The organism is Pseudomonas sp. R84 (assembly GCF_009834515.1).
GTDB lineage: Bacteria > Pseudomonadota > Gammaproteobacteria > Pseudomonadales > Pseudomonadaceae > Aquipseudomonas.
Genome location: NZ_CP019426.1, coordinates 1271945 through 1292154 on the forward strand (window position 1 = coordinate 1271945; position 20210 = coordinate 1292154).

Annotated in this window: 19 protein-coding genes; 15 read left to right on the top strand and 4 right to left on the bottom strand. The window is 58.9% G+C overall.

Annotation, left to right across the window (positions count from 1 at the left end):
* Nucleotides 1–129 precede the first annotated feature (129 nt).
* The 5 genes from rpsP to PspR84_RS05665 all read left to right on the top strand — a co-directional run bounded on the left by rpsP (nt 130) and on the right by PspR84_RS05665 (nt 2628).
* A complete protein-coding gene (rpsP, locus tag PspR84_RS05645) occupies nt 130–381 on the top strand; it encodes a 30S ribosomal protein S16 (protein WP_003185073.1) in 252 nt (83 codons plus the stop codon).
* 5 nt (nt 382–386) lie between these two features.
* Nucleotides 387–923: a ribosome maturation factor RimM gene (gene rimM, locus PspR84_RS05650; protein ID WP_160056093.1), complete on the top strand. Its 537-nt coding sequence runs from the start codon at nt 387–389 to the stop codon at nt 921–923.
* 2 nt (nt 924–925) lie between these two features.
* The gene (gene trmD / locus PspR84_RS05655; protein ID WP_008081628.1) at nt 926–1678 is read left to right on the top strand and encodes a tRNA (guanosine(37)-N1)-methyltransferase TrmD; all 753 of its coding nucleotides are present in this window, start codon (nt 926–928) and stop codon (nt 1676–1678) included.
* A gap of 45 nt (nt 1679–1723) precedes the next feature.
* Nucleotides 1724–2074, top strand: coding sequence for a 50S ribosomal protein L19 (gene rplS, locus PspR84_RS05660; protein WP_003175895.1), 351 nt, complete (start codon nt 1724–1726; stop codon nt 2072–2074).
* Between the two features lie 140 nt (nt 2075–2214).
* A complete protein-coding gene (locus PspR84_RS05665) occupies nt 2215–2628 on the top strand; it encodes an acyl-CoA thioesterase (RefSeq protein WP_160056095.1) in 414 nt (137 codons plus the stop codon).
* A gap of 117 nt (nt 2629–2745) precedes the next feature.
* Here PspR84_RS05665 and PspR84_RS05670 read toward each other — a convergent pair whose 3' ends face one another.
* A complete protein-coding gene (locus PspR84_RS05670) occupies nt 2746–4554 on the bottom strand; it encodes a sodium:proton antiporter (protein ID WP_160056097.1) in 1809 nt (602 codons plus the stop codon).
* 108 nt (nt 4555–4662) lie between these two features.
* Here PspR84_RS05670 and xerD point away from each other — a divergent pair, with 108 nt between their 5' ends.
* From xerD to PspR84_RS05705, 7 genes are all read left to right on the top strand, one after another.
* On the top strand, nt 4663–5559 hold the full coding sequence (gene xerD / locus PspR84_RS05675; RefSeq protein ID WP_160056099.1) for a site-specific tyrosine recombinase XerD: 897 nt from the start codon (nt 4663–4665) through the stop codon (nt 5557–5559).
* Nucleotides 5560–5800: 241 nt separating this feature from the next.
* Nucleotides 5801–6532, top strand: a complete 732-nt coding sequence (dsbC, locus tag PspR84_RS05680) for a bifunctional protein-disulfide isomerase/oxidoreductase DsbC (protein WP_007908974.1) — start codon at nt 5801–5803, stop codon at nt 6530–6532.
* A 131-nt stretch (nt 6533–6663) separates the two neighbouring features.
* Complete coding sequence (locus tag PspR84_RS05685) at nt 6664–7968, top strand: homoserine dehydrogenase (protein WP_007908972.1); 1305 nt, start codon at nt 6664–6666, stop codon at nt 7966–7968.
* A gap of 105 nt (nt 7969–8073) precedes the next feature.
* Nucleotides 8074–9483 (top strand): threonine synthase, encoded by a 1410-nt coding sequence (gene thrC, locus PspR84_RS05690; RefSeq protein WP_160056101.1) that lies wholly within the window; start codon nt 8074–8076, stop codon nt 9481–9483.
* Between the two features lie 120 nt (nt 9484–9603).
* A complete protein-coding gene (locus tag PspR84_RS05695) occupies nt 9604–10977 on the top strand; it encodes a transporter substrate-binding domain-containing protein (protein WP_160056103.1) in 1374 nt (457 codons plus the stop codon).
* Between the two features lie 116 nt (nt 10978–11093).
* Complete coding sequence (locus PspR84_RS05700; protein ID WP_160056105.1) at nt 11094–11501, top strand: response regulator; 408 nt, start codon at nt 11094–11096, stop codon at nt 11499–11501.
* A gap of 166 nt (nt 11502–11667) precedes the next feature.
* Nucleotides 11668–11949, top strand: a complete 282-nt coding sequence (locus PspR84_RS05705; protein WP_122598066.1) for a DUF3509 domain-containing protein — start codon at nt 11668–11670, stop codon at nt 11947–11949.
* A 176-nt stretch (nt 11950–12125) separates the two neighbouring features.
* Here the strand turns inward: PspR84_RS05705 and PspR84_RS05710 are convergent, their stop codons facing one another.
* Both PspR84_RS05710 and PspR84_RS05715 read right to left on the bottom strand, forming a co-directional pair.
* Entirely contained in the window at nt 12126–13052 is a 927-nt protein-coding gene (locus PspR84_RS05710) for a TIGR02285 family protein (RefSeq protein WP_174244434.1), read from the bottom strand.
* Complete coding sequence (locus PspR84_RS05715) at nt 13033–14232, bottom strand: CaiB/BaiF CoA-transferase family protein (protein ID WP_160056107.1); 1200 nt, start codon at nt 14230–14232, stop codon at nt 13033–13035. Before PspR84_RS05715 ends, PspR84_RS05710 begins: the two co-directional genes overlap by 20 nt.
* Nucleotides 14233–14378: 146 nt before the next feature.
* On the opposite strand from PspR84_RS05715, the gene PspR84_RS05720 reads away from it, so the two are divergent.
* The 3 genes from PspR84_RS05720 to PspR84_RS05730 all read left to right on the top strand — a co-directional run bounded on the left by PspR84_RS05720 (nt 14379) and on the right by PspR84_RS05730 (nt 18046).
* Nucleotides 14379–14921, top strand: coding sequence for a YaeQ family protein (locus PspR84_RS05720; protein ID WP_160056109.1), 543 nt, complete (start codon nt 14379–14381; stop codon nt 14919–14921).
* A gap of 55 nt (nt 14922–14976) precedes the next feature.
* The gene (recJ, locus tag PspR84_RS05725) at nt 14977–16686 is read left to right on the top strand and encodes a single-stranded-DNA-specific exonuclease RecJ (protein ID WP_160056111.1); all 1710 of its coding nucleotides are present in this window, start codon (nt 14977–14979) and stop codon (nt 16684–16686) included.
* 253 nt (nt 16687–16939) lie between these two features.
* Nucleotides 16940–18046, top strand: a complete 1107-nt coding sequence (locus tag PspR84_RS05730) for an NADH:flavin oxidoreductase/NADH oxidase (RefSeq protein ID WP_095119340.1) — start codon at nt 16940–16942, stop codon at nt 18044–18046.
* Between the two features lie 208 nt (nt 18047–18254).
* Here the strand turns inward: PspR84_RS05730 and PspR84_RS05735 are convergent, their stop codons facing one another.
* Nucleotides 18255–19883: a glucan biosynthesis protein D gene (locus PspR84_RS05735; protein WP_160056113.1), complete on the bottom strand. Its 1629-nt coding sequence runs from the start codon at nt 19881–19883 to the stop codon at nt 18255–18257.
* Nucleotides 19884–20210 lie beyond the last annotated feature (327 nt).

The following is a 20210-nucleotide window of genomic DNA, read 5'->3' on the forward strand; positions in this document are numbered from 1 at the left end:
GGCATGCCATAGGCGCCGGAAAAAGTCATTTGCAAAAGTCCGGATATTCCTTAGAATATGCGGCCTTTCGGGCACCCATGCCCGCTGTGCATTTAGATTTGCAGCACCGACTACAGGAACGATGTTCACATGCTAACAATCCGTCTTGCCCTTGGCGGCTCCAAAAAGCGCCCGTTTTATCACCTGACCGTAACCGACTCGCGTAACCCGCGTGACGGCTCCCACAAAGAACAGGTTGGTTTCTTCAACCCTGTTGCACGTGGTCAGGAAATCCGTCTGTCCGTGAACCAAGAGCGCGTAGCCTACTGGCTGAGCGTTGGTGCACAGCCTTCTGAGCGTGTTGCTCAGTTGCTGAAGGAATCTGCAAAGGCTGCGGCCTGAGCAATATGAACGCGACGCCTGCTGTTGCCGATGATTTGATCGTTATTGGCAAAATTTATTCTGTTCATGGCGTTCGCGGCGAAGTGAAGGTTTATTCCTTTACTGATCCGACTGAAAACCTGTTGCAGTACAAAACCTGGACGCTCAAGCGCGAAGGCAATGTCAAACAGGTCGAGCTGGTCAGTGGACGCGGGAGCGATAAGTTCCTGGTCGCCAAGCTCAAGGGTCTTGATGATCGTGAAGAAGCTCGTCTTCTGGCCGGTTATGAGATCTGCGTGCCGCGCAACCTGTTCCCTGAATTGACCGACGGCGAGTACTACTGGTACCAGCTGGAAGGTCTGAAGGTCATCGATCAACTGGGGCAATTGCTCGGGAAAGTCGATCATCTTCTGGAAACCGGCGCCAATGATGTAATGGTCGTCAAGCCTTGCGCTGGCAGCCTGGATGATCGCGAACGCTTGTTGCCCTATACGGCGCAATGTGTGTTGGCAGTCGATCTGGCCGCGGGCGAGATGAAGGTGGATTGGGACGCGGACTTCTAAGCGTGGCTAACTTGCGCGTAGAAGTGATCAGTTTGTTTCCCGAGATGTTTTCCGCCATCGGCGACTACGGCATCACCAGTCGAGCGGTCAAACAGGGGCTCTTGCAGCTGACCTGTTGGAACCCGCGGGATTACACGACGGATCGGCATCACACTGTGGACGATCGCCCGTTTGGCGGTGGTCCGGGCATGGTGATGAAGATCAAGCCCCTGGAAGATGCTCTGGTTCAGGCCAAGGCAGCAGCCGGGGAGGCGGCGAAGGTGATTTACCTGTCCCCCCAAGGCCGTCAACTGACTCAGTCGGCGGTACGCGAGTTGGCACAATCGGATGCATTGATCCTGATTGCCGGCCGCTATGAAGGCATTGACGAGCGTTTTATTGAAGCTCATGTCGATGAAGAGTGGTCGATTGGCGACTATGTACTGTCTGGCGGCGAGCTGCCGGCGATGGTCCTGATCGATGCGGTTACACGACTGCTGCCTGGAGCTTTAGGGCATGCGGATTCCGCCGAGGAAGATTCCTTTACGGATGGTCTGCTGGATTGCCCGCACTACACCCGACCTGAGGTGTATGCGGATCAGCGTGTTCCCGACGTGTTGCTGAGTGGCAATCACGCGCATATCCGGCGTTGGCGTTTACAGCAGTCCCTTGGTAGGACCTTTGAACGACGCGCCGATCTTCTGGAAAGCCGCTCGCTTTCTGGAGAAGAGAAGAAGCTGCTCGAGGAATACATCCGCGAGCGGGACGATAGTTAACAACGTATCGATGGTAGATCGAACGATTTACCTTAGGAGCACAGCATGACCAACAAAATCATCCTTGCACTCGAAGCAGAGCAGATGACCAAAGAAATCCCTACCTTCGCCCCAGGCGACACCATTGTCGTTCAGGTGAAAGTGAAGGAAGGCGATCGTTCCCGTCTGCAAGCGTTCGAAGGCGTTGTAATCGCCAAGCGTAACCGCGGCGTGAACAGTGCGTTCACCGTTCGTAAAATCTCCAACGGTGTTGGCGTAGAACGTACTTTCCAGACCTACTCCCCGCAGATCGACAGCATGGCTGTTAAACGTCGCGGTGACGTACGTAAAGCCAAGCTGTACTACCTGCGCGACCTGTCGGGTAAAGCAGCTCGCATCAAGGAAAAACTGGCTTAAGTCCAGCTTCCGATGCAGAAAAAAGCAGCCTACGGGCTGCTTTTTTGTTGTCCGAAATTCCTCCCCTGTAAGAGCTGCCGAAGGCTGCGATCTTTTGATCTTGCTTTTACCGGCGGACAAACACACGAGCAGTAACCGCCATGAAGCCCCGCGACCAGGAAATCCAACGCCGCACCGAACTCTCGGTGACCCGCGTGACCAAAGCCGTCTTCCCGCCGACCACAAACCACCACAACACTCTGTTCGGCGGCACCGCGCTGGCATGGATGGACGAAGTGTCGTTCATCACCGCCACACGCTTCTGCCGCTTGCCACTGGTGACCGTGTCCACCGACCGCATTGACTTCAATCACGCGATCCCGGCGGGGTCCATCGTCGAATTGGTCGGGAAGGTGATCAAGGTCGGCAATACCAGCCTCAAGGTCGAGGTGGAAGTGTTTGTCGAGAGCATGAGCTGTGATGGCCGCGAGAAGGCGATTCATGGGCAGTTCAGCTTTGTCGCCATCGACGACGACAAGCGGCCAGTGCCGGTGCTACCAGGTTTTGCGGCCTGATCTGATATCGAGTCGCGCCATTCGCGAGCAAGCTCGCTCCCACAGTGATCGGGTGAACACAACTTTTGTGTCCGGCACAGAACCTGTGGGAGCGAGCCTGCTCGCGAAGGCGTCAGTTCAGGCGATGGAAGTCTCCGGCTGAATCAGCGCCAGAAGCGTCCATCCCGCCCCAGGCCTCACCGTAGTCTCCGGCGTCACCACATGCACCCAGCCACTGTCATCGCGCATGAACAGCAAGGTCGCACGATTACCATGCAGCGCGCGGTAATCCTCCCAACCAAAACCATCCGTCAGCGTCGTGCTGTACAACTCGGCACCCTGGCCCATCTGGCTGGCCAGTTTCGCGTAGGTAAACGCCTCGCTGCCCAATTGATTACCCCGGTGTTCCAGACTCGCCCGATGTTTATCGCTGCGCCGACTCTCATGCCCACTGGCCAACCCGAACAAACGTTGATGCCCGAAGTCATGACGGAAACGCATCGCCGCTAACGTATTCAGCTCACCCGACGGTGACAGCGCCAGCAAATGCCCCAACCCGACCAAATCCAGATGCGCATCGGCATGCTGTGAAGCCGGGTTGCCGAAGTACGTCGGCAGACCTTCCATGCGCGCCGCACGAATGTTTTCCCAGCTCGAATCAGTCAGCAACACGCGACTGCCCAATTGCTGCAACGACTTGCCCAACTCGCGAGCCGGGCCGTTGGCGCCGACGATCAGGAAGCCGCTAGGCGCCGGTTCGGCCACCTTAAGCAAGCGCGCCAACGGACGCGCCGTCGCACTCTGCAGCACCACCGTGCCGATGATCACCGCGAACGTCAGCGGCACCAGCAGCAGCGCCCCTTCATGCCCGGCCTCGTGCAGACGAATCGCAAAAATCGCCGACACCGCGGCTGCGACGATCCCGCGTGGCGCGATCCAGCACAGCAGAGCGCGCTCACGCCAGCTCAGGCTCGAACCAGCGGTGCTGAGCAGTACGTTCAGCGGCCGAGCGATCAACTGAATCACCAGCAGCAGAATCAACACCAGCGGCCCCAGCCCGATCAGCGCGTACAAATCCAGACGCGCCGCCAGCAAAATGAACAACCCGGAAATCAGCAGCACGCTGAGGTTTTCCTTGAAATGCAGGATGTGCCGCACATCCACGCCCTTCATGTTGGCCAGCCACATGCCCATCAGCGTCACGGCCAGCAGGCCGGATTCATGCATTACTTCGTTGGAGGCAATGAAAATCCCCAGCACCGCCGCCAGCGAAGCGAGGTTATGCAGATACTCCGGCAGCCACTGCCGGCGGATCACTGTGCCGAGCAACCAGCCGCCGACAATCCCGAACACTGCGCCACAGACAATCACGCCGCCAAAAGTGAACAGGCTCTGCTTGAGGCCATGGCCTTCAGCGCTGGCAATAATGAAACTGTAAACCACCACGGCGAGGAGGGCGCCGATCGGGTCGATGACAATGCCTTCCCAGCGCAGAATGTTGGCAATCGAGGCTTTCGGTCGTACCACCCGCAACATCGGCACGATCACCGTCGGGCCGGTGACCAGAGTCAGGCTGCCGAACAGGATGGCCAGCATCCAGTCGAAGCCGAGCAGAAAGTGCGTAGCCACCGCGATAACGATCCAGGTCGAAATCGCACCAAGGGTCACCAGACGATGGACGACGCTGCCGATCTCCTTCCACTCAGAGAGGTGCAGAGTCAGGCTGCCCTCGAACAGAATCAACGCCACCGCCAGTGACACCAGCGGCATCAACAGTGGGCCGAACATTTCCTGCGGATCGAGCCAGCCCAACACCGGGCCGACCAGAATACCGGTCAGCAACAGGAACAGAATCGCTGGCAGCTTCAGGCGCCAGGCCAGCCATTGGCAACCCAGCGCCGCCGCACCAATCCCGCCAAATGCCAGTAGAATTTGCTGCTCGTTCATTGATGCTCCCTGTTCCTTGAAATAGCGGGCTATGAAAGACTAGCGCCCATTCCTACAGTTCACTCTACATTTGCGCACAGTCCCTGAGGCTGTGTGTCTTGAGCGCCCATGCCTGCCATCGACCATCCGCTGATTGACCAATTCCTCGACGCTTTATGGCTGGAGAAGGGCCTGTCCGAGAACACCCGCGGCGCCTATCGCAGCGATCTGGCGCTGTTCAATGGCTGGCTGCAGGAGAAAAATCTCGAGCTGATCAATGCAGGCCGCGAGCTGATCCTTGATCATCTGGCCTGGCGTCTGGAGCAGAACTACAAACCGCGTTCCACGGCGAGATTTCTCTCCGGTGTGCGTGGCTTTTATCGCTATCTGTTGCGGGAAAAGATGATCAGCGTCGACCCGACGTTGCGCGTCGATATGCCCCAACTCGGTAGGCCGTTGCCTAAGTCCCTGTCGGAAGCTGACGTCGAGGCGCTGCTTAAAGCGCCGGATCTGAGCGAAGCCATCGGCCAGCGTGACCGCGCCATGCTTGAAGTTCTGTACGCCTGTGGCCTGCGCGTGACCGAACTGGTCAGTCTGACGCTGGAACAGGTCAACCTGCGTCAGGGTGTGTTGCGGGTGATGGGCAAGGGCAGCAAGGAGCGGCTGGTGCCAATGGGCGAGGAAGCGATAGTCTGGATTGAGCGCTACATGCGCGATGGTCGCCGCGAACTGCTCGGCGGCCGGCCCAGCGATGTGTTGTTCCCCAGCCAGCGCGGTGAGCAGATGACTCGCCAGACCTTCTGGCACCGGATCAAGCATCAGGCCAAGGTCGCGGGGATTGGCAAGTCGCTGTCGCCGCACACTTTGCGTCACGCGTTTGCCACGCACCTGCTCAACCACGGCGCGGATTTACGCGTGGTGCAGATGCTGCTCGGGCACAGCGACCTCTCCACCACGCAGATCTACACCCACGTTGCCCGCGCCCGCTTGCAGGACCTGCACGCCAAACACCACCCGAGAGGTTAACTCCATACCTCCCCCTGTAGGAGCTGCCGAAGGCTGCGATCTTTTGATCTTAAAAACAAAATCAAAAGATCGCAGCCTTCGGCAGCTCCTACATAAAGCGGTGTGATCTATGGCGACAGGCGCATTCGGCCACCGTGGCCTTATGTGTTAGGCTTTGCCGGTTTGCACGATGGACGGTTATGACCCGGTGTTCCGGCACGGGCGTTCTGATCGTTCCATTTGTCCGCCTTCAGGAGTTCTCATGCGTCTGACCCAGATTTTCGCCGCCGCAGCCATTGCGTTGGTCAGCACCTTTGCCGTCGCCGATGACGCGGCCGACAAAGCCATTCGTCAAAGCCTGGAAAAACTCGAACTCGAGGTTCCGGTCGAAAGCATCAGCGCCAGTCCGTTGCCGGGCATGTACGAAGTCAAACTCAAGGGCAGCCGCGTGCTCTACGCCAGCGCCGACGGCCAATACATCGTTCAGGGCTACCTGTTCCAGCTCAAGGACGGCAAACCGGTCAACCTGACCGAGAAGACCGAACGCCTGGGCATCTCCAAACTGATCAACGCCATTCCGGTTGCCGAAACCGTGGTGTACCCGGCCGTGGGCGAAACCAAATCGCACATTACCGTGTTCACCGACACCACTTGCCCTTACTGCCACAAGCTGCACGCCGAAGTGCCTGAGCTGAACAAGCGCGGCATCGAAGTGCGCTATGTCGCTTTCCCGCGCCAGGGTCTGAACTCGCCGGGTGATGAGCAACTGCAAGCCGTTTGGTGCTCGAAAGACAAGAAAGCCGCCATGGACAAAATGGTCGATGGCAAGGAAATCAAGGCCGCCAAATGCGATAACCCGGTTTCCAAACAGTTCGCCCTCGGTCAGTCGATCGGCGTGAACGGTACACCGGCCATCGTTTTGGCTGACGGACAAGTGATTCCGGGCTACCAGCCTGCGCCACAAGTCGCCAAACTGGCGCTGGGCGCGAAGTAAATTCGCATCGTCACGGTCAGCCGTGACGATCATGGCCCGGCAGCGACATCGCCGGGCCATCAATAGAGAGCCGCGAGCACGCGGTTGTTTTCCGGCCGACCCCGCGTCGGCCGTTTTATGGGGAGTTCACAGTGAATCCGGTCAAAGTAGGCATCTGTGGGTTAGGGACCGTCGGTGGCGGTACCTTCAACGTACTTCAGCGCAACGCCGAGGAAATTGCTCGTCGTGCCGGGCGTGGGATCGAAGTGGCACAAATTGCCATGCGCACGCCAAAGCCTCAGTTCCAGACGACCGGTATTGCGATTACCAACGATGTCTTCGAAGTGGCCACAAACCCTGAGATCGACATCGTTATAGAGCTGATGGGCGGCTACACCGTTGCCCGCGAGCTGGTACTCAAGGCCATCGAGAATGGCAAGCATGTGGTCACCGCGAACAAGGCTCTGATTGCCGTTCACGGTAATGAAATTTTCGCCAAGGCTCGCGAGAAAGGCGTGATCGTGGCGTTCGAAGCGGCCGTGGCCGGTGGCATTCCGGTGATCAAGGCGATCCGTGAAGGCCTGTCCGCCAACCGCATCAACTGGGTCGCCGGGATCATCAACGGCACCGGTAACTTCATCCTTACCGAAATGCGCGAGAAGGGCCGTACCTTCGAAGACGTGTTGGCCGAAGCTCAGGCACTGGGTTACGCCGAAGCCGATCCGACCTTCGACGTTGAAGGCATCGACGCCGCGCACAAGCTGACGATTCTGGCCTCCATCGCCTTCGGCATTCCACTGCAATTCGACAAGGCTTACACCGAAGGCATCACCAAGCTGACCACCGCTGACGTCAACTACGCCGAAGCGCTGGGCTATCGCATCAAGCACCTCGGTGTGGCGCGCAGCACTGCCGCCGGCATCGAGTTGCGCGTGCACCCGACGTTGATCCCGGCTGATCGCCTGATCGCCAACGTCAACGGCGTGATGAACGCGGTAATGGTCAACGGTGACGCTGCCGGCTCGACGCTGTTCTACGGCGCTGGCGCTGGCATGGAGCCAACTGCTTCGTCGGTGATCGCCGATCTGGTCGACGTGGTTCGCGCCATGACTTCCGATCCGGAAAACCGCGTGCCGCACCTGGCCTTCCAGCCAGACTCGCTGTCGGCCCATCCGATCCTGCCGATCGAAGCCTGCGAAAGCGCTTATTACCTGCGCATTCAGGCCAAGGACCATCCGGGCGTACTCGCTCAGGTGGCGAGCATCCTCTCGGAGCGCGGCATCAACATCGAGTCGATCATGCAGAAGGAAGTCGAGGAACACGACGGTCTGGTGCCGATGATCCTGCTGACCCACCGTGTCGTGGAACAGCGCATCAACGATGCCATCGCCGCCCTCGAAGCGCTGGCCGGCGTGAATGGTCCGGTTGTACGGATCCGCGTCGAACACTTGAATTAACAGCAGCGGCAAGTTTCCAGCTTCAAGCTGCAAGTAAAAGCAGAGCCGCTTTTCACTTGTAGCTTGCAGCTTGCAGCTTGTAGCTCAAACCGAAGGTTTGCCCTTATGCGTTATATCAGTACCCGCGGCCAGGCACCGGCCCTGAATTTCGAAGAGGTCCTGCTGGCCGGTCTGGCGACCGACGGCGGTCTGTACGTTCCGGAAAACCTGCCACGTTTCACCCAGGAAGAGATCGCTTCCTGGGCCGGCCTGCCGTATCACGAGCTGGCCTTCCGGGTGATGCGCCCGTTCGTCACCGGCAGCATTCCGGACGCCGATTTCAAAAAGATTCTCGAAGAAACCTACGGCGTGTTCTCGCACAGCGCCGTGGCGCCGCTGCGTCAGCTGAACGGCAACGAATGGGTCATGGAGCTGTTCCACGGTCCAACCCTGGCGTTCAAGGACTTCGCCCTGCAATTGCTCGGTCGTCTGCTCGACTATGTGCTGGAAAAACGCGGCGAGCGCGTAGTGATCGTCGGCGCCACTTCCGGTGATACCGGTTCGGCCGCCATCGAAGGCTGCAAGCACTGCGAAAACGTCGACATCTTCATCCTGCACCCGCACAACCGTGTGTCCGAAGTGCAGCGCCGACAGATGACCACGATTTTCGGCGAGAATATCCACAACATTGCCATCGAAGGTAATTTCGATGACTGCCAGGAAATGGTCAAGGCGAGCTTCGCCGACCAGAGCTTCCTCAAAGGCACGCGCCTGGTGGCGGTGAACTCGATCAACTGGGCGCGGATCATGGCCCAGATCGTTTACTACTTCCACGCATCGCTGCAACTGGGCGGCCCGGCGCGTTCGGTGTCGTTCTCGGTACCAACCGGCAACTTCGGCGACATCTTCGCCGGCTACCTGGCCCGCAACATGGGCCTGCCGATCAACCAGTTGATCGTCGCCACCAACCGCAACGACATCCTGCACCGCTTCATGAGCGGCAATCAGTACGTCAAGGAAACCCTGCACGCCACGCTGTCGCCGTCGATGGACATCATGGTCTCGTCGAACTTCGAGCGCCTGCTGTTCGACCTGCACGGTCGCAACGGCGCGGCAATCGCCGGTCTGATGGATTCGTTCAAGCAGGGCGGCGGTTTCAGCGTCGAACAAGAACGCTGGACCGAAGCGCGCAAACTGTTCGACTCGCTGGCCGTGGATGACGCGCAGACTTGCGAAACCATTGCCGAAGTCTACGAGCAGACTGGCGAAGTGCTGGATCCGCACACCGCCATCGGCGTCAAGGCTGCACGCGAATGCCGTCGTAGCCTCGATATCCCGATGGTAATTCTCGGCACCGCACACCCGGTGAAATTCCCGGATGCGGTAGAGAAGGCCGGTGTAGGAAAAGCGCTCGAACTACCTGCACATCTTTCTGATTTGTTTGAGCGAAACGAGCGTTGCACCGTTCTGCCAAACGAGCTGAAAGCCGTGCAAGCCTTTGTCAGCCAGCATGGCAACCGCGGCAAGCCGCTTTAAGCCAGTAAAAGCTGTCACATTTTGAAGCCCGTCTCCTGACGGGCTTTTTTGTTTCTGCTGCCACACTGCTCGGGTTTTCACCCACGAAGGACGGGTGAGTCGATCACGAAGGAAGTGGCAATGCTGTTTTATAGAGGTTTGAAACCGGCACTGGCTGGGCTGTTCTTGTTCGCATTACTGGCCTTGATGCGCAGCAGTGAGGCGGCGCAACTGGCGCTGCATGACGAGGCCGTGGCCGGCAAAGTCCAGCCCATCGAACTGGCCGCACACGAGCGTCAATGGATTCGCGACAACCCCGAGGTGACGGTCACGTCGGTGCAGTACCCGTTGTATCTGTTCCAGGATGAGCACGGGCAGTGGAGCGGCTTGAACAACGATGTACTCAAGCGTGTGACGGCGATGACCGGGTTGCGGTTTGTGCATCAGGAATCGTTTTCCACCGATCACATGCTCGAACGACTGGAGAGCGGCGCGGCCGATATCAGTACGACCCTGGCGATGAGCGAGGAGCGCAAGGCATTCCTGGATTACAGCCACGCGTTCGGTGGCGCGGGCTGGGTGTTTGTTGGACGCGCTGACGCACCTCGGCTGGATGCCTTCGAGCAGTTGAGCAAACGGGTGCTGGTGCTACCGGCCCGGCATGCGCTGGAAGACATGATCAGGCGTGACTTCCCCTTGATCGAGATTCGCTCGGTCAAGACCTACGCCGAGGCGCGGGCGCTGGTTGAAAGCGGTGAAGCCTACGCCACCATCGAAAACGAAATTGGCGCGCAGCTTTACCCGCTGGGTTTGCTCAAGGTCGGAGGTCTGGTTGAGGGCAAATGGGAAGCGGATAACCTGGCCGTGCGCAAAGGCATGCCTGTGCTCCTGAGTATTCTCAACAAGGCCCTTGAGGCGTTTCCCGCAGCCGAATTGCGGGCCATCCGCCTGAAATGGCTGGAAGGTATTGCACCGGCGCCCGTGCCGTCAGTCTGGCAGCAGATGCTTGAATGGGGTTGCTGGGGCATGGGTGGGCTTGGCGTGTTCGGCCTGCTGTCGCTGATATGGAATCGGCGTCTGACCGCCGTGATCAAGCTGCGGCGCACGGCGGAAAAAGATCTGGGCGATCAACTAGCATTTCAGCATGCATTGATCGACTCCATGCCTGATCCGGTGTTTGTCCGTGATCTGCAAGGGCGGCTGATCATGTGCAATCGTAGCTATGAGGAAGCGCTCTCGGTTCGACTGGATCAGGTGCTGGGGCGGCTGCTGATTGAAGTCAACGCGTTGCCTGAAGCCACGGCGCTGATGTTGCACGATGAGTTCATGGTGCAGTTGCGCACGCGCAAGTCGCGTTTCAGCAAACGGCGATTGCAGTTCAAGAATGGCACCCGTGAGGTCTATCAATGGACGGTGCCGTTTTACAGTGCTGATGGCAAATTGCGTGGGCTTTTGGGCGGTTGGACAGACATCACCCAGCGTCGGACAGAGAGTGGGTGCCGATGTCCGCATTGAAGATGGGAAATGTCCTATATGACGCGGCTACTTTTCCGATGGGAGGCTTAGGACTGCTGCCCTAGAGTGACAACCACTGCGGTGAGAGTCCGCGATTGTCGCTTCAGAGGCCGCTTATGCGCTCGCTTAAAGTCCTGATACTTGAACCCAATCCGTTCCAACTGATGGCATTGCATCAAATGCTCAATGCCATTGGTATCTATGACGTACTGACGGCGCCGTCGCTGGCCTCGGCCCTGTCTTCACTGGGCCATCGCGGCGTGGTCGATATCGCCATTTGCGATCCGCAGCTCAAGGGCGGCGATGGCCTGGCGCTGATCCATCATCTGGCGGTTCAGCAGGAGGCACGCGCGCTGATCCTGCTGGGAACGGTCGCGCCAAGCCTGCTGAACGATCTCGAACCCTTGCTGAGCGAGCATAGAATGCGGCTGTTGGGTCGCCTGCAAACCCCAGTGTCGGCGGTACTGATGCGCGGTTTGCTCGACAGCTACGTGATCGCCGCTTCGCCACCCGTGCGGGTTTGACGGGGACGGTTATTTTTCTGTCATCTTCGGCGTGCATGCTCTGACAGACCGGTGACACTCCAGGAACGGGGCAGTCGGTATGCAGAACTTTCTTCTCGGGCCGGTGGTCATTTATTGTGAACACGCCCCAGGCACACAGTTTTCGGACTATTGAGTGGAGATCGAGATGGAAAGTATCAGTCTATTGCTCGGTGAGGCTCTGAGCCCGTATCAGGTTTCGTTGTCTCCAAGCGGTTCCCATGGCGAATGCCTGGTGACCTTGAAGAACAGTCATGGCGCCATCGTGGTGGAACGCGAATTCAATCAGGCACAACTGACCGACAAGCGTCAGTTGACCGATGTCGTTGACGGCTTGCACCGCGACGTTCTGATCGCTGAAGGACGGCTGGAGCCTTGTGTGATCGCGGCCTTGCGCAACGCAGCACTGGACAAACGTGCGGCGCTGTAAAGATGAAATATTTTTTGTGGGAACCTTCCTGCATCCCTGTCAGTCAGACCACGTAACAGCAGGATCAAGCATTGTGCTCCGGTGCTTGTCGCTTGCTGCTACGGGTCTTTATGTAGGCCACGTTTAACCCCGAGTCGTCTCCCCACTTCTCGGGGTTTCTTTTGTCTGCGATTTGCCTACTGCGCGGCTTGGCGTTCGAAGAATGTGCGGGCCTGTTCCAGATAATCCTCACGTCTGTCAGGGTCCAGCCATGCGGCGTAGAGCTGGTTCAGGTGTTCATGCGGCAGGGTGCGCAGCAGATGATTGATCTCGCTGATGGCCTGGCGGCCCTGCGTGGTGTCGGAACAGGCGACGTAGCCTGACAGATACTTGCCGTTGCCCTGAATCGGATAGAACTCCAGTTCATCTTCATTGATCTGTGCCTGTTTCGCCTGATAGCGAATCTCCGGCCAATAGCCCAACACCACCTGCAACCGCCCGAGACGCTGCATCGACAGCAGATTGGTCAGCGCATCGTTGCCGTAATGCGCCGTCAGCGCACCGCTGGGCGCTTGATGCAAAAGGGTGTCGATGAACTCACCGTAGCTGCGTTCCGCCACCACACCGACTTTGCGTTCCGTATCGGCCAGCAGCGCCGACAGATCCACTTCATCGTCGACCAGATACGGTTCGAGCACCGAGCGATCTTGCTGGCGCACCACTAGGCCGTTGCTCACGGCGCGAATTGCCGGGATCGAATACGCGACCCACTGCGCGCGCTCCTTGTTCCACAGCAGCGCGGGGTCACAGGCAAACGGGTTTTCGTGGAGCATCTGCAGACCACGGGCGCGATTGACCCGCATCAGCGTGTGTTCGTACTGCGGCATGCCGGCGATCAGCAACGGCATCAGTTGGTCGATCACACCCTGGCCCTTTTTCGGGCCTTCGAAAATGGTCAGCGGCGGCAAGTCTCGCAGCAGCCAGATCAGCGTCGGTTTCGCCTGCGCTCCGGTCGACAGGGCGAGTAAAAACAATAGGCCGAACAGCCGCCACGTCCACCAATGGTGGGCGCGGTTGGCGTGCGATGTCTGCCGGCGCTTCAGCTTAGATGGCTCCGTCTTCACGCAGCTTGGCGATCTGTCTCTCGTCGTAGCCAAGGTCGTGAAGTACCTGCGCATTGTGTTCACCCAGTTGCGGTCCGACCCATTCTGAACTGCCCGGTGTCTCAGAGAGTTTCGGCACAATGCCCGGCATCTTGAAATCTTTGCCGTCGGGCAGTTTGGCGTGCAGGAACATCTCTCGGGCCAGGTACTGCGGATCGTTGAACATGTCCTCGGCACTGAAGATCCTGCTGGCCGGTACCTCGGCCTGATTGAGCAGGTCGAGCACGCTTTGCAGCGGCAGCGAATTGACCCAGCGATCAATCACGCCATACAGTTCGTCGCGGCGATTATCGCGCCCGTCGTTGCTGGCCAGTGTCGGATCGTTGGCGAGGTCTTCGCGACCGATGATCAGCATGAAGCGTTTGAAGATCGCATCACCGTTGGCGCCGATCTGCACATGCTTGCCGTCAGCGCTGGTGTGAATCGAAGAGGGCGTAATCCCGGGCATGATGTTGCCGGTGCGCTCGCGGATAAAACCGAACACGTCGAACTCCGGCACCATGCTTTCCATCATTGCGAAAATCGCTTCATACAGCGCCACATCGACGACTTGGCCGAGGCCACCGTTGACCTCGCGATGACGCAGCGCCATCAGCGCACCGATCACGCCCCACAGCGCAGCTATCGAATCGCCGATGGAAATGCCGGTGCGCACCGGCGGACGGTCCTCGAAACCAGTGATGTAGCGCAAACCGCCCATGGACTCGCCCACCGCACCGAAGCCCGGCTGATCCTTCATCGGCCCGGTCTGGCCGAAACCGGAAAGGCGCACCATCACCAGTTTCGGGTTCAAGGCGTGCAGGGTTTCCCAGCTCAGGCCAAGCTTTTCCAGCACGCCGGGGCGGAAGTTCTCGATGAGGATGTCGGCTTCGCTGAGCAGTTTTTTCAGGATCGCCAAGCCGTCAGGGTGTTTGAGGTTCAGCGTCAGCGACTTTTTATTGCGCGCCTGAACGAACCACCACAGCGACGTGCCTTCGTACAGTTTTCGCCATTTGCGCAAGGGATCACCGCCGTCTGGCGACTCGATCTTGATCACTTCGGCGCCGAACTCGCCGCAAATGCGCGAGGCAAACGGCCCGGCAATCAATGTACCCAATTCAATGACTTTCAGACCCGAGAGCGGTTTGCTGGTGAACGGCATGCGAAATCCTGTAGGACAAGGCGGAACGGATACAGCGTTTTAACATAGCCGGCTGTCAGACGCCGCAGCTTGATCGCCATCAATTCGATGATTGCCTACCGCATCGGTTAGACTTGCCGACTTTCCTCGTATCAAGAAGCCCGTTCATGGCCCAGCCGTCCACTACCTACAAATTTGAACTGAACCTCACCGACCTCGACCGCAGTGTCTACGAGAGCGTCAAGCAGACCATCGCCCGTCACCCTTCGGAAACCGAAGAGCGCATGACGGTGCGCCTGCTGGCCTACGCCCTCTGGTACAACGAGCAGTTGTCGTTCGGCCGTGGTCTGTCAGACGTGGATGAACCTGCGCTGTGGGAAAAGAGCCTGGACGACCGTGTTCTGCACTGGATCGAAGTCGGCCAGCCAGACGCCGACCGTCTGACCTGGTGCTCGCGTCGTACCGAACGTACCAGCCTGCTGGCCTACGGCAGCCTGCGCGTTTGGGAAACCAAAGTGATCCCGGCGATCAAGAACCTGAAGAACGTCAACATCGCAGCAGTCCCGCAAGAAGTGCTGGAAATCCTGGCCAAGGACATGCCCCGCGTCATCAAGTGGGACGTGATGATCAGCGAAGGGACGATCTTCGTCACCGACGACCGTGGTCAGCACGAAGTCCAGTTGCAATGGCTGCAAGGTGAGCGCGGCTGATCCTGCGCCCTCAACTGATTAATCCCCCGTATTAAAGAGAAGTCTCCGTCACCCCATGCGTATCGAACCTCGTCAACTGCCCGAAACTCTGCCTTTTCTCGGTGATATTCCGCCGCTGCTGACCCGCCTGTATGCGGCGCGGGGCGTGCAATCCGAGGCAGAGCTGGACAAGAGTCTGGCGCGGTTGATCCCGTTCCAGCAACTCAAGGGCATCGACGCAGCGGTGGACCTGCTGGTGACGGCGCTGGAACAGCGCCAGCGCATCCTCATCGTCGGTGACTTCGATGCGGACGGTGCGACGGCCAGCACTGTTGGCATGCTTGGCTTGCGTCTGCTCGGTGCAGCACATGTCGATTATCTGGTACCGAACCGCTTTGAATATGGCTATGGCCTGACTCCGGAAATCGTCGAAGTTGCGATGACCCGCGAGCCGCATTTGCTGGTCACCGTGGACAACGGCATCTCCAGCGTCGAAGGCGTGGCTGCCGCCAAACGCCATGGCCTGAAAGTGCTGATCACCGATCACCACTTGCCCGGCGATGAACTGCCACTGGCTGATGCGCTGGTCAACCCGAACCAGCCCGGTTGCGAGTTCCCGAGCAAGGCGCTGGCCGGCGTCGGGGTGATTTTTTATGTGCTGATGGCGTTGCGCGCGCGTTTGCGCAGCCTCGGCTGGTACGAGAACAAGCCGCAGCCGAACATTGGCGAACTGCTTGATCTGGTGGCGCTGGGCAGCGTCGCTGACGTGGTGCCGCTGGACGCCAATAACCGGATTCTGGTGCATCAGGGCCTCGAACGAATTCGCGCTGGTCGCGCACGGCCGGGCATCAAAGCGATACTTGAAGTCGCCAAGCGTGACGCTGCACGCATTACCTCCACCGATCTCGGTTTCATCGTCGGCCCGCGGCTGAATGCCGCCGGACGGCTGGATGACATGAGTCTGGGCATCGAGTGCCTGCTGACCGGCGACGCCAATCTGGCCCGGGAAATGGCCGCGCAACTCGACGGCATGAACCAGGATCGTAAATCCATCGAGCAGGGCATGCAGCGTGAAGCGCTGGCGCAGCTCAAGGACTTGCCGGTGGAGTCGATGCCGTTTGGTCTGTGCCTGTTCGATCCGGAATGGCACCAGGGCGTGATCGGTATTCTCGCGTCGCGGATGAAAGAGCGTTACTTCCGTCCGACCATTGCCTTTGCTGATGCCGGTGATGGTTTGCTCAAAGGCTCGGGCCGTTCGGTGCAGGGCTTCCACATTCGTGACGCGTTGAGCGTGGTGGCGGCGCAGCATCCAAACCTGATCGCCAAGTACGGCGGCCACGCAATGGCGGCCGGTCTGACCTTGCCGCAGGAGAATTTTCCGCTTTTCGCCGAGGCCTTTGACGCTGAAGTGCGTAGGCAACTTCGCGAAGACGACCTGACCGGGCGCATGCTGACCGATGGCACGCTGGCGGTTGAAGAGTTCCACCTCGAACTGGCCCGCGCGCTGCGTCACGCCGGGCCTTGGGGGCAGCACTTCCCGGAGCCGCTGTTTCATGGCGTGTTTCAGTTGGTCGAACAGCGGGTGGTCGGTGAACGGCATTTGAAAGTGGTGCTGAAGAGCGAGTGTGGCTCGGTGAAACTGGACGGTATTGCGTTTGGGATTGACCGGGATATCTGGCCGAATCCGACGATCAAGTGGGTTGAGCTCGCCTATAAGCTCGACGTTAACGAGTTTCGGGGTAATGAGACCGTTCAGTTGATGATTGCTCATATCGAACCGCGCTGAAGATCAAAAGATCGCAGCCTTCGGCAGCTCCTACATAGAAGTGCGCTCTGTAGGAGCTGCCGCAGGCTGCGATCTTTTCTTGAATTTCCCCCGATCCCCCGTTGTCGACTAGGCTCTAAGCACTGCTTGATTGGCCTTGTGACGTCTTGTCGAATTTTTTGCCCGCGGGGGCGGGTGCTGCACCTTTTTCCTGTCACTCGTCGACTATTCAAACAGAACCCTGGAGCCTGCCCACTGATTTGAGAGGTGCCCCATGAGTCTGCTGCTTGAACCCTTCACTCTTCGTCAACTGACCCTGCCCAACCGCATCGCTGTATCACCGATGTGCCAGTACTCCAGCGTCGACGGTCTGGCCAACGACTGGCATCTGGTGCACCTCGGCAGCCGCGCGGTGGGTGGCGCCGGCCTGGTATTCACTGAAGCCACGGCGGTCACCGCCGATGGGCGAATCACCGCCGAAGACCTCGGCCTGTGGAACGACGAACAGATCGAACCGCTGCAACGCATCACCCGCTTCATCACGTCTCAGGGCGCGGTTGCCGGCATTCAACTAGCCCACGCCGGGCGCAAGGCCAGCACCCATCGGCCGTGGATTGGCAAGCATGGCAGCGTCAAACCCGATGATGGTGGCTGGACCCCGGTAGGGCCGTCACCGATTGCCTTTGACCCACAACACACGCAACCGAAACAGCTGGATGAAGGGCAGATCGCCGACGTTATTCAGGCCTTTGTCGATGCCGCCAAACGTGCGTTGAAGGCGGGTTTCAGTGTGGTTGAGGTGCACGCGGCGCATGGTTATCTGCTGCATCAGTTTCTTTCGCCGTTGAGCAATCAGCGCCGCGATCAATATGGTGGCTCTTTTGAAAACCGTATTCGGCTGGTGCTGCAGGTTACCGAGGCGGTGAGGGCGGTCTGGCCTGAGGAGTTGCCGGTGTTTGTCCGCGTATCCGCCACCGACTGGGTGGAGGACGGCTGGAACCCGGACGAAACCGTAGAGCTGGCGCGACGCCTGCACACGTTGGGCGCGGACCTGATCGATGTGTCGTCGGGCGGGACAGCGGCCAACGCGGAAATTCCGGTTGGGCCGGGTTATCAGACGCGTTTCGCCGAACGTGTGCGTAAGGAGTCAGGCATCGCCACAGGCACCGTGGGAATGATTACCGAGCCGGCGCAGGCCGAACACATTCTGCGCACCTGTCAGGCCGACATCATCTTCCTCGCCCGCGAGTTGCTGCGTGATCCGTACTGGCCGCTGCATGCCGACGATGATCTGGGCGGGCGCAAAGCGGTGTGGCCGGCGCAGTATCAGCGCGCGACTCATCGTGATCAGCCGATTCATGAGTCTGATTTGCGCGATTGAGTCAGTCGCAATAAAGCAAAAAGCCCCGGTCAGTGATGGCCGGGGCTTTGTTTTTGGAAGGTGTTTTTGTGCTGACTAGGCGGATGCTATCGCGAGCAGGCTCACTCCTACAGTTGATCTGCGTCGAACACTGATTTTGTGAACGACATATCTCCCCTGTAGGAGTGAGCCTGCTCGCGATGAGGCTCAATCAGACGCTAGAGAACCCTCAAGGGTATTTACGCTTGTCCGGCGCCGGCGGGAAGTACTGGTACAACCAGGTCTCGCTCAACGTGCGGTCATTGGTGCGAATGAACAAACGCAGCTCCACCGGCTCAACGCTGTCACTGGTCGGGTACCAGTCAAACAGGATCCGGTAACCCTTGATGTCATCCAGCACCAGCACGCTGAAGTCCTGCACCTTGCCGTTCGAGCAGGTCACCACCGGCTCGATCCCGGTGCCCTGCGGCAGGCGATCCAGACCACCGCCGGTGAAGTCCACGGCGAAGCGACGGGCCCAAACCGGCGGATAATGCTCGCCCGGGGCCCAACCTTCGGTGAAACCGCCCATGCCGGAACGGGTCGCGTGCACCCGTGCCAACGGCGTACCCACTGGCGGCAATGCGCTCCAGTAAAGCTTGTAGCCATAGTTCAGCGAATCGCCGGCAGCCACCGGTTTTTTCGGTGTCCAGAACGCGACGATGTTGTCGAGGGTTTCCCCGGTTGTAGGAATTTCCAACAGATCGATAGAGCCTTCGCCCCACGCCGTGGTCGGTTCGACCCACAGGCTCGGACGCTTGCTGTACCAGTCGACGGTGTCCTGATAGTTGGCGAATTCATGATCGGTCTGCACCAGCCCGAAACCTTTTGGATCGGTGTCGGCAAACGCATTGAATTGCAAGGTCGCCGGGTTGTTCAGCGGACGGCAGATCCACTCGCCGTTGCCGCGCCACATCGCCAGACGATCCGAGTCGTGGATCTGCGGGTGGATGGTGTCGCACATGCGGCGCTCGTGGGTGCCGCAACTGAACATACTGGTCATCGGCGAAATGCCCAATTGCTCGATTGCCGTGCGCGCATTGATGTGCGCATCGACTTCCATCACCACGCGCTCGGCCTGGCAATCAATGTCGAAGCGATAGGCGCCAGTGGCACTCGGCGAGTCGAGCAGGGCATACACCACAAATCGGGTGGCGTTCTTGTCCGGTGTCTCGAACCAGAACTTGGTGAAGTCAGGGAATTCTTCGCGTTTTTTCGCGTACGTGTCGATCGCCAGGCCGCGCGCCGAGAGGCCATATTGGCCAGTGGCGTCTACCGCACGGAAATAGCTGGCGCCGAGGAACGACAACACATCGTGACGATCCAGCTCCGGCGCTTTGAACAGCTTGAAGCCGGCAAAACCGAGGTCACCCTTGAGCTGCTGGGTGTCGACTGAAGTGTTTTCATAGTTGAACAGTGCCGGGCGGAAATGCACTTCGCGGGCAGTGCGCGTCTTGGCGTCGACGCTGTACATGCGCACCGGCTGACGGAAGCCCATGCCGACGTGGAAGAACTGCACGTCGAGTTGGCCCTTGTTCTCCTTCCACAGCGAATGCTCGCCGTCGTAACGGATCGCATTGAAGTTCTGCGGGGTCATGGTCGCCAGGGTCGGCGGCAGCACCTGTTTGGTGTCCTGATAGGCGCTGCCAGCCAGTTGCTTGGCCTGGCGCTTCAGCGCTTCGAAGTCGAAGGCCTGAGCCTCGCCATCGGCGGCGCCGCCATTGGCCGCCCACGCGCGGGTGGCCAGCAGGCCAGTGGCCGAAAGACCGGTGTAAGCCGCAATGGCCATGGACGCTTTGAGCAAATTCCTGCGGTGCATAAATACAACCTGTCGTGAGCAATCCCGCGCCGTTCCTGGCACGTGCTGGATCAGAAATAACGGTTCGGACAAGCCTTCGGCCAAACGCAACGGACTATTAACAGATGCCCGCTAGCTTAAACGGTTCGCTCGCAATGCAAAATTCGTTGATTCACCGCGCCAGTGTGTCAATGAAACAAGACATGTCGGTTAAATATCTGACAGGGCATTCTGATTTACACGGCATATCTGCTTTTTTCGACTAATTACTCTAAAAACCGCTTTTCAGCGCCGATTTAATTTCTATTCTATGGGCATGACCGGTGCTGACCGGTAGGGCACACGGCG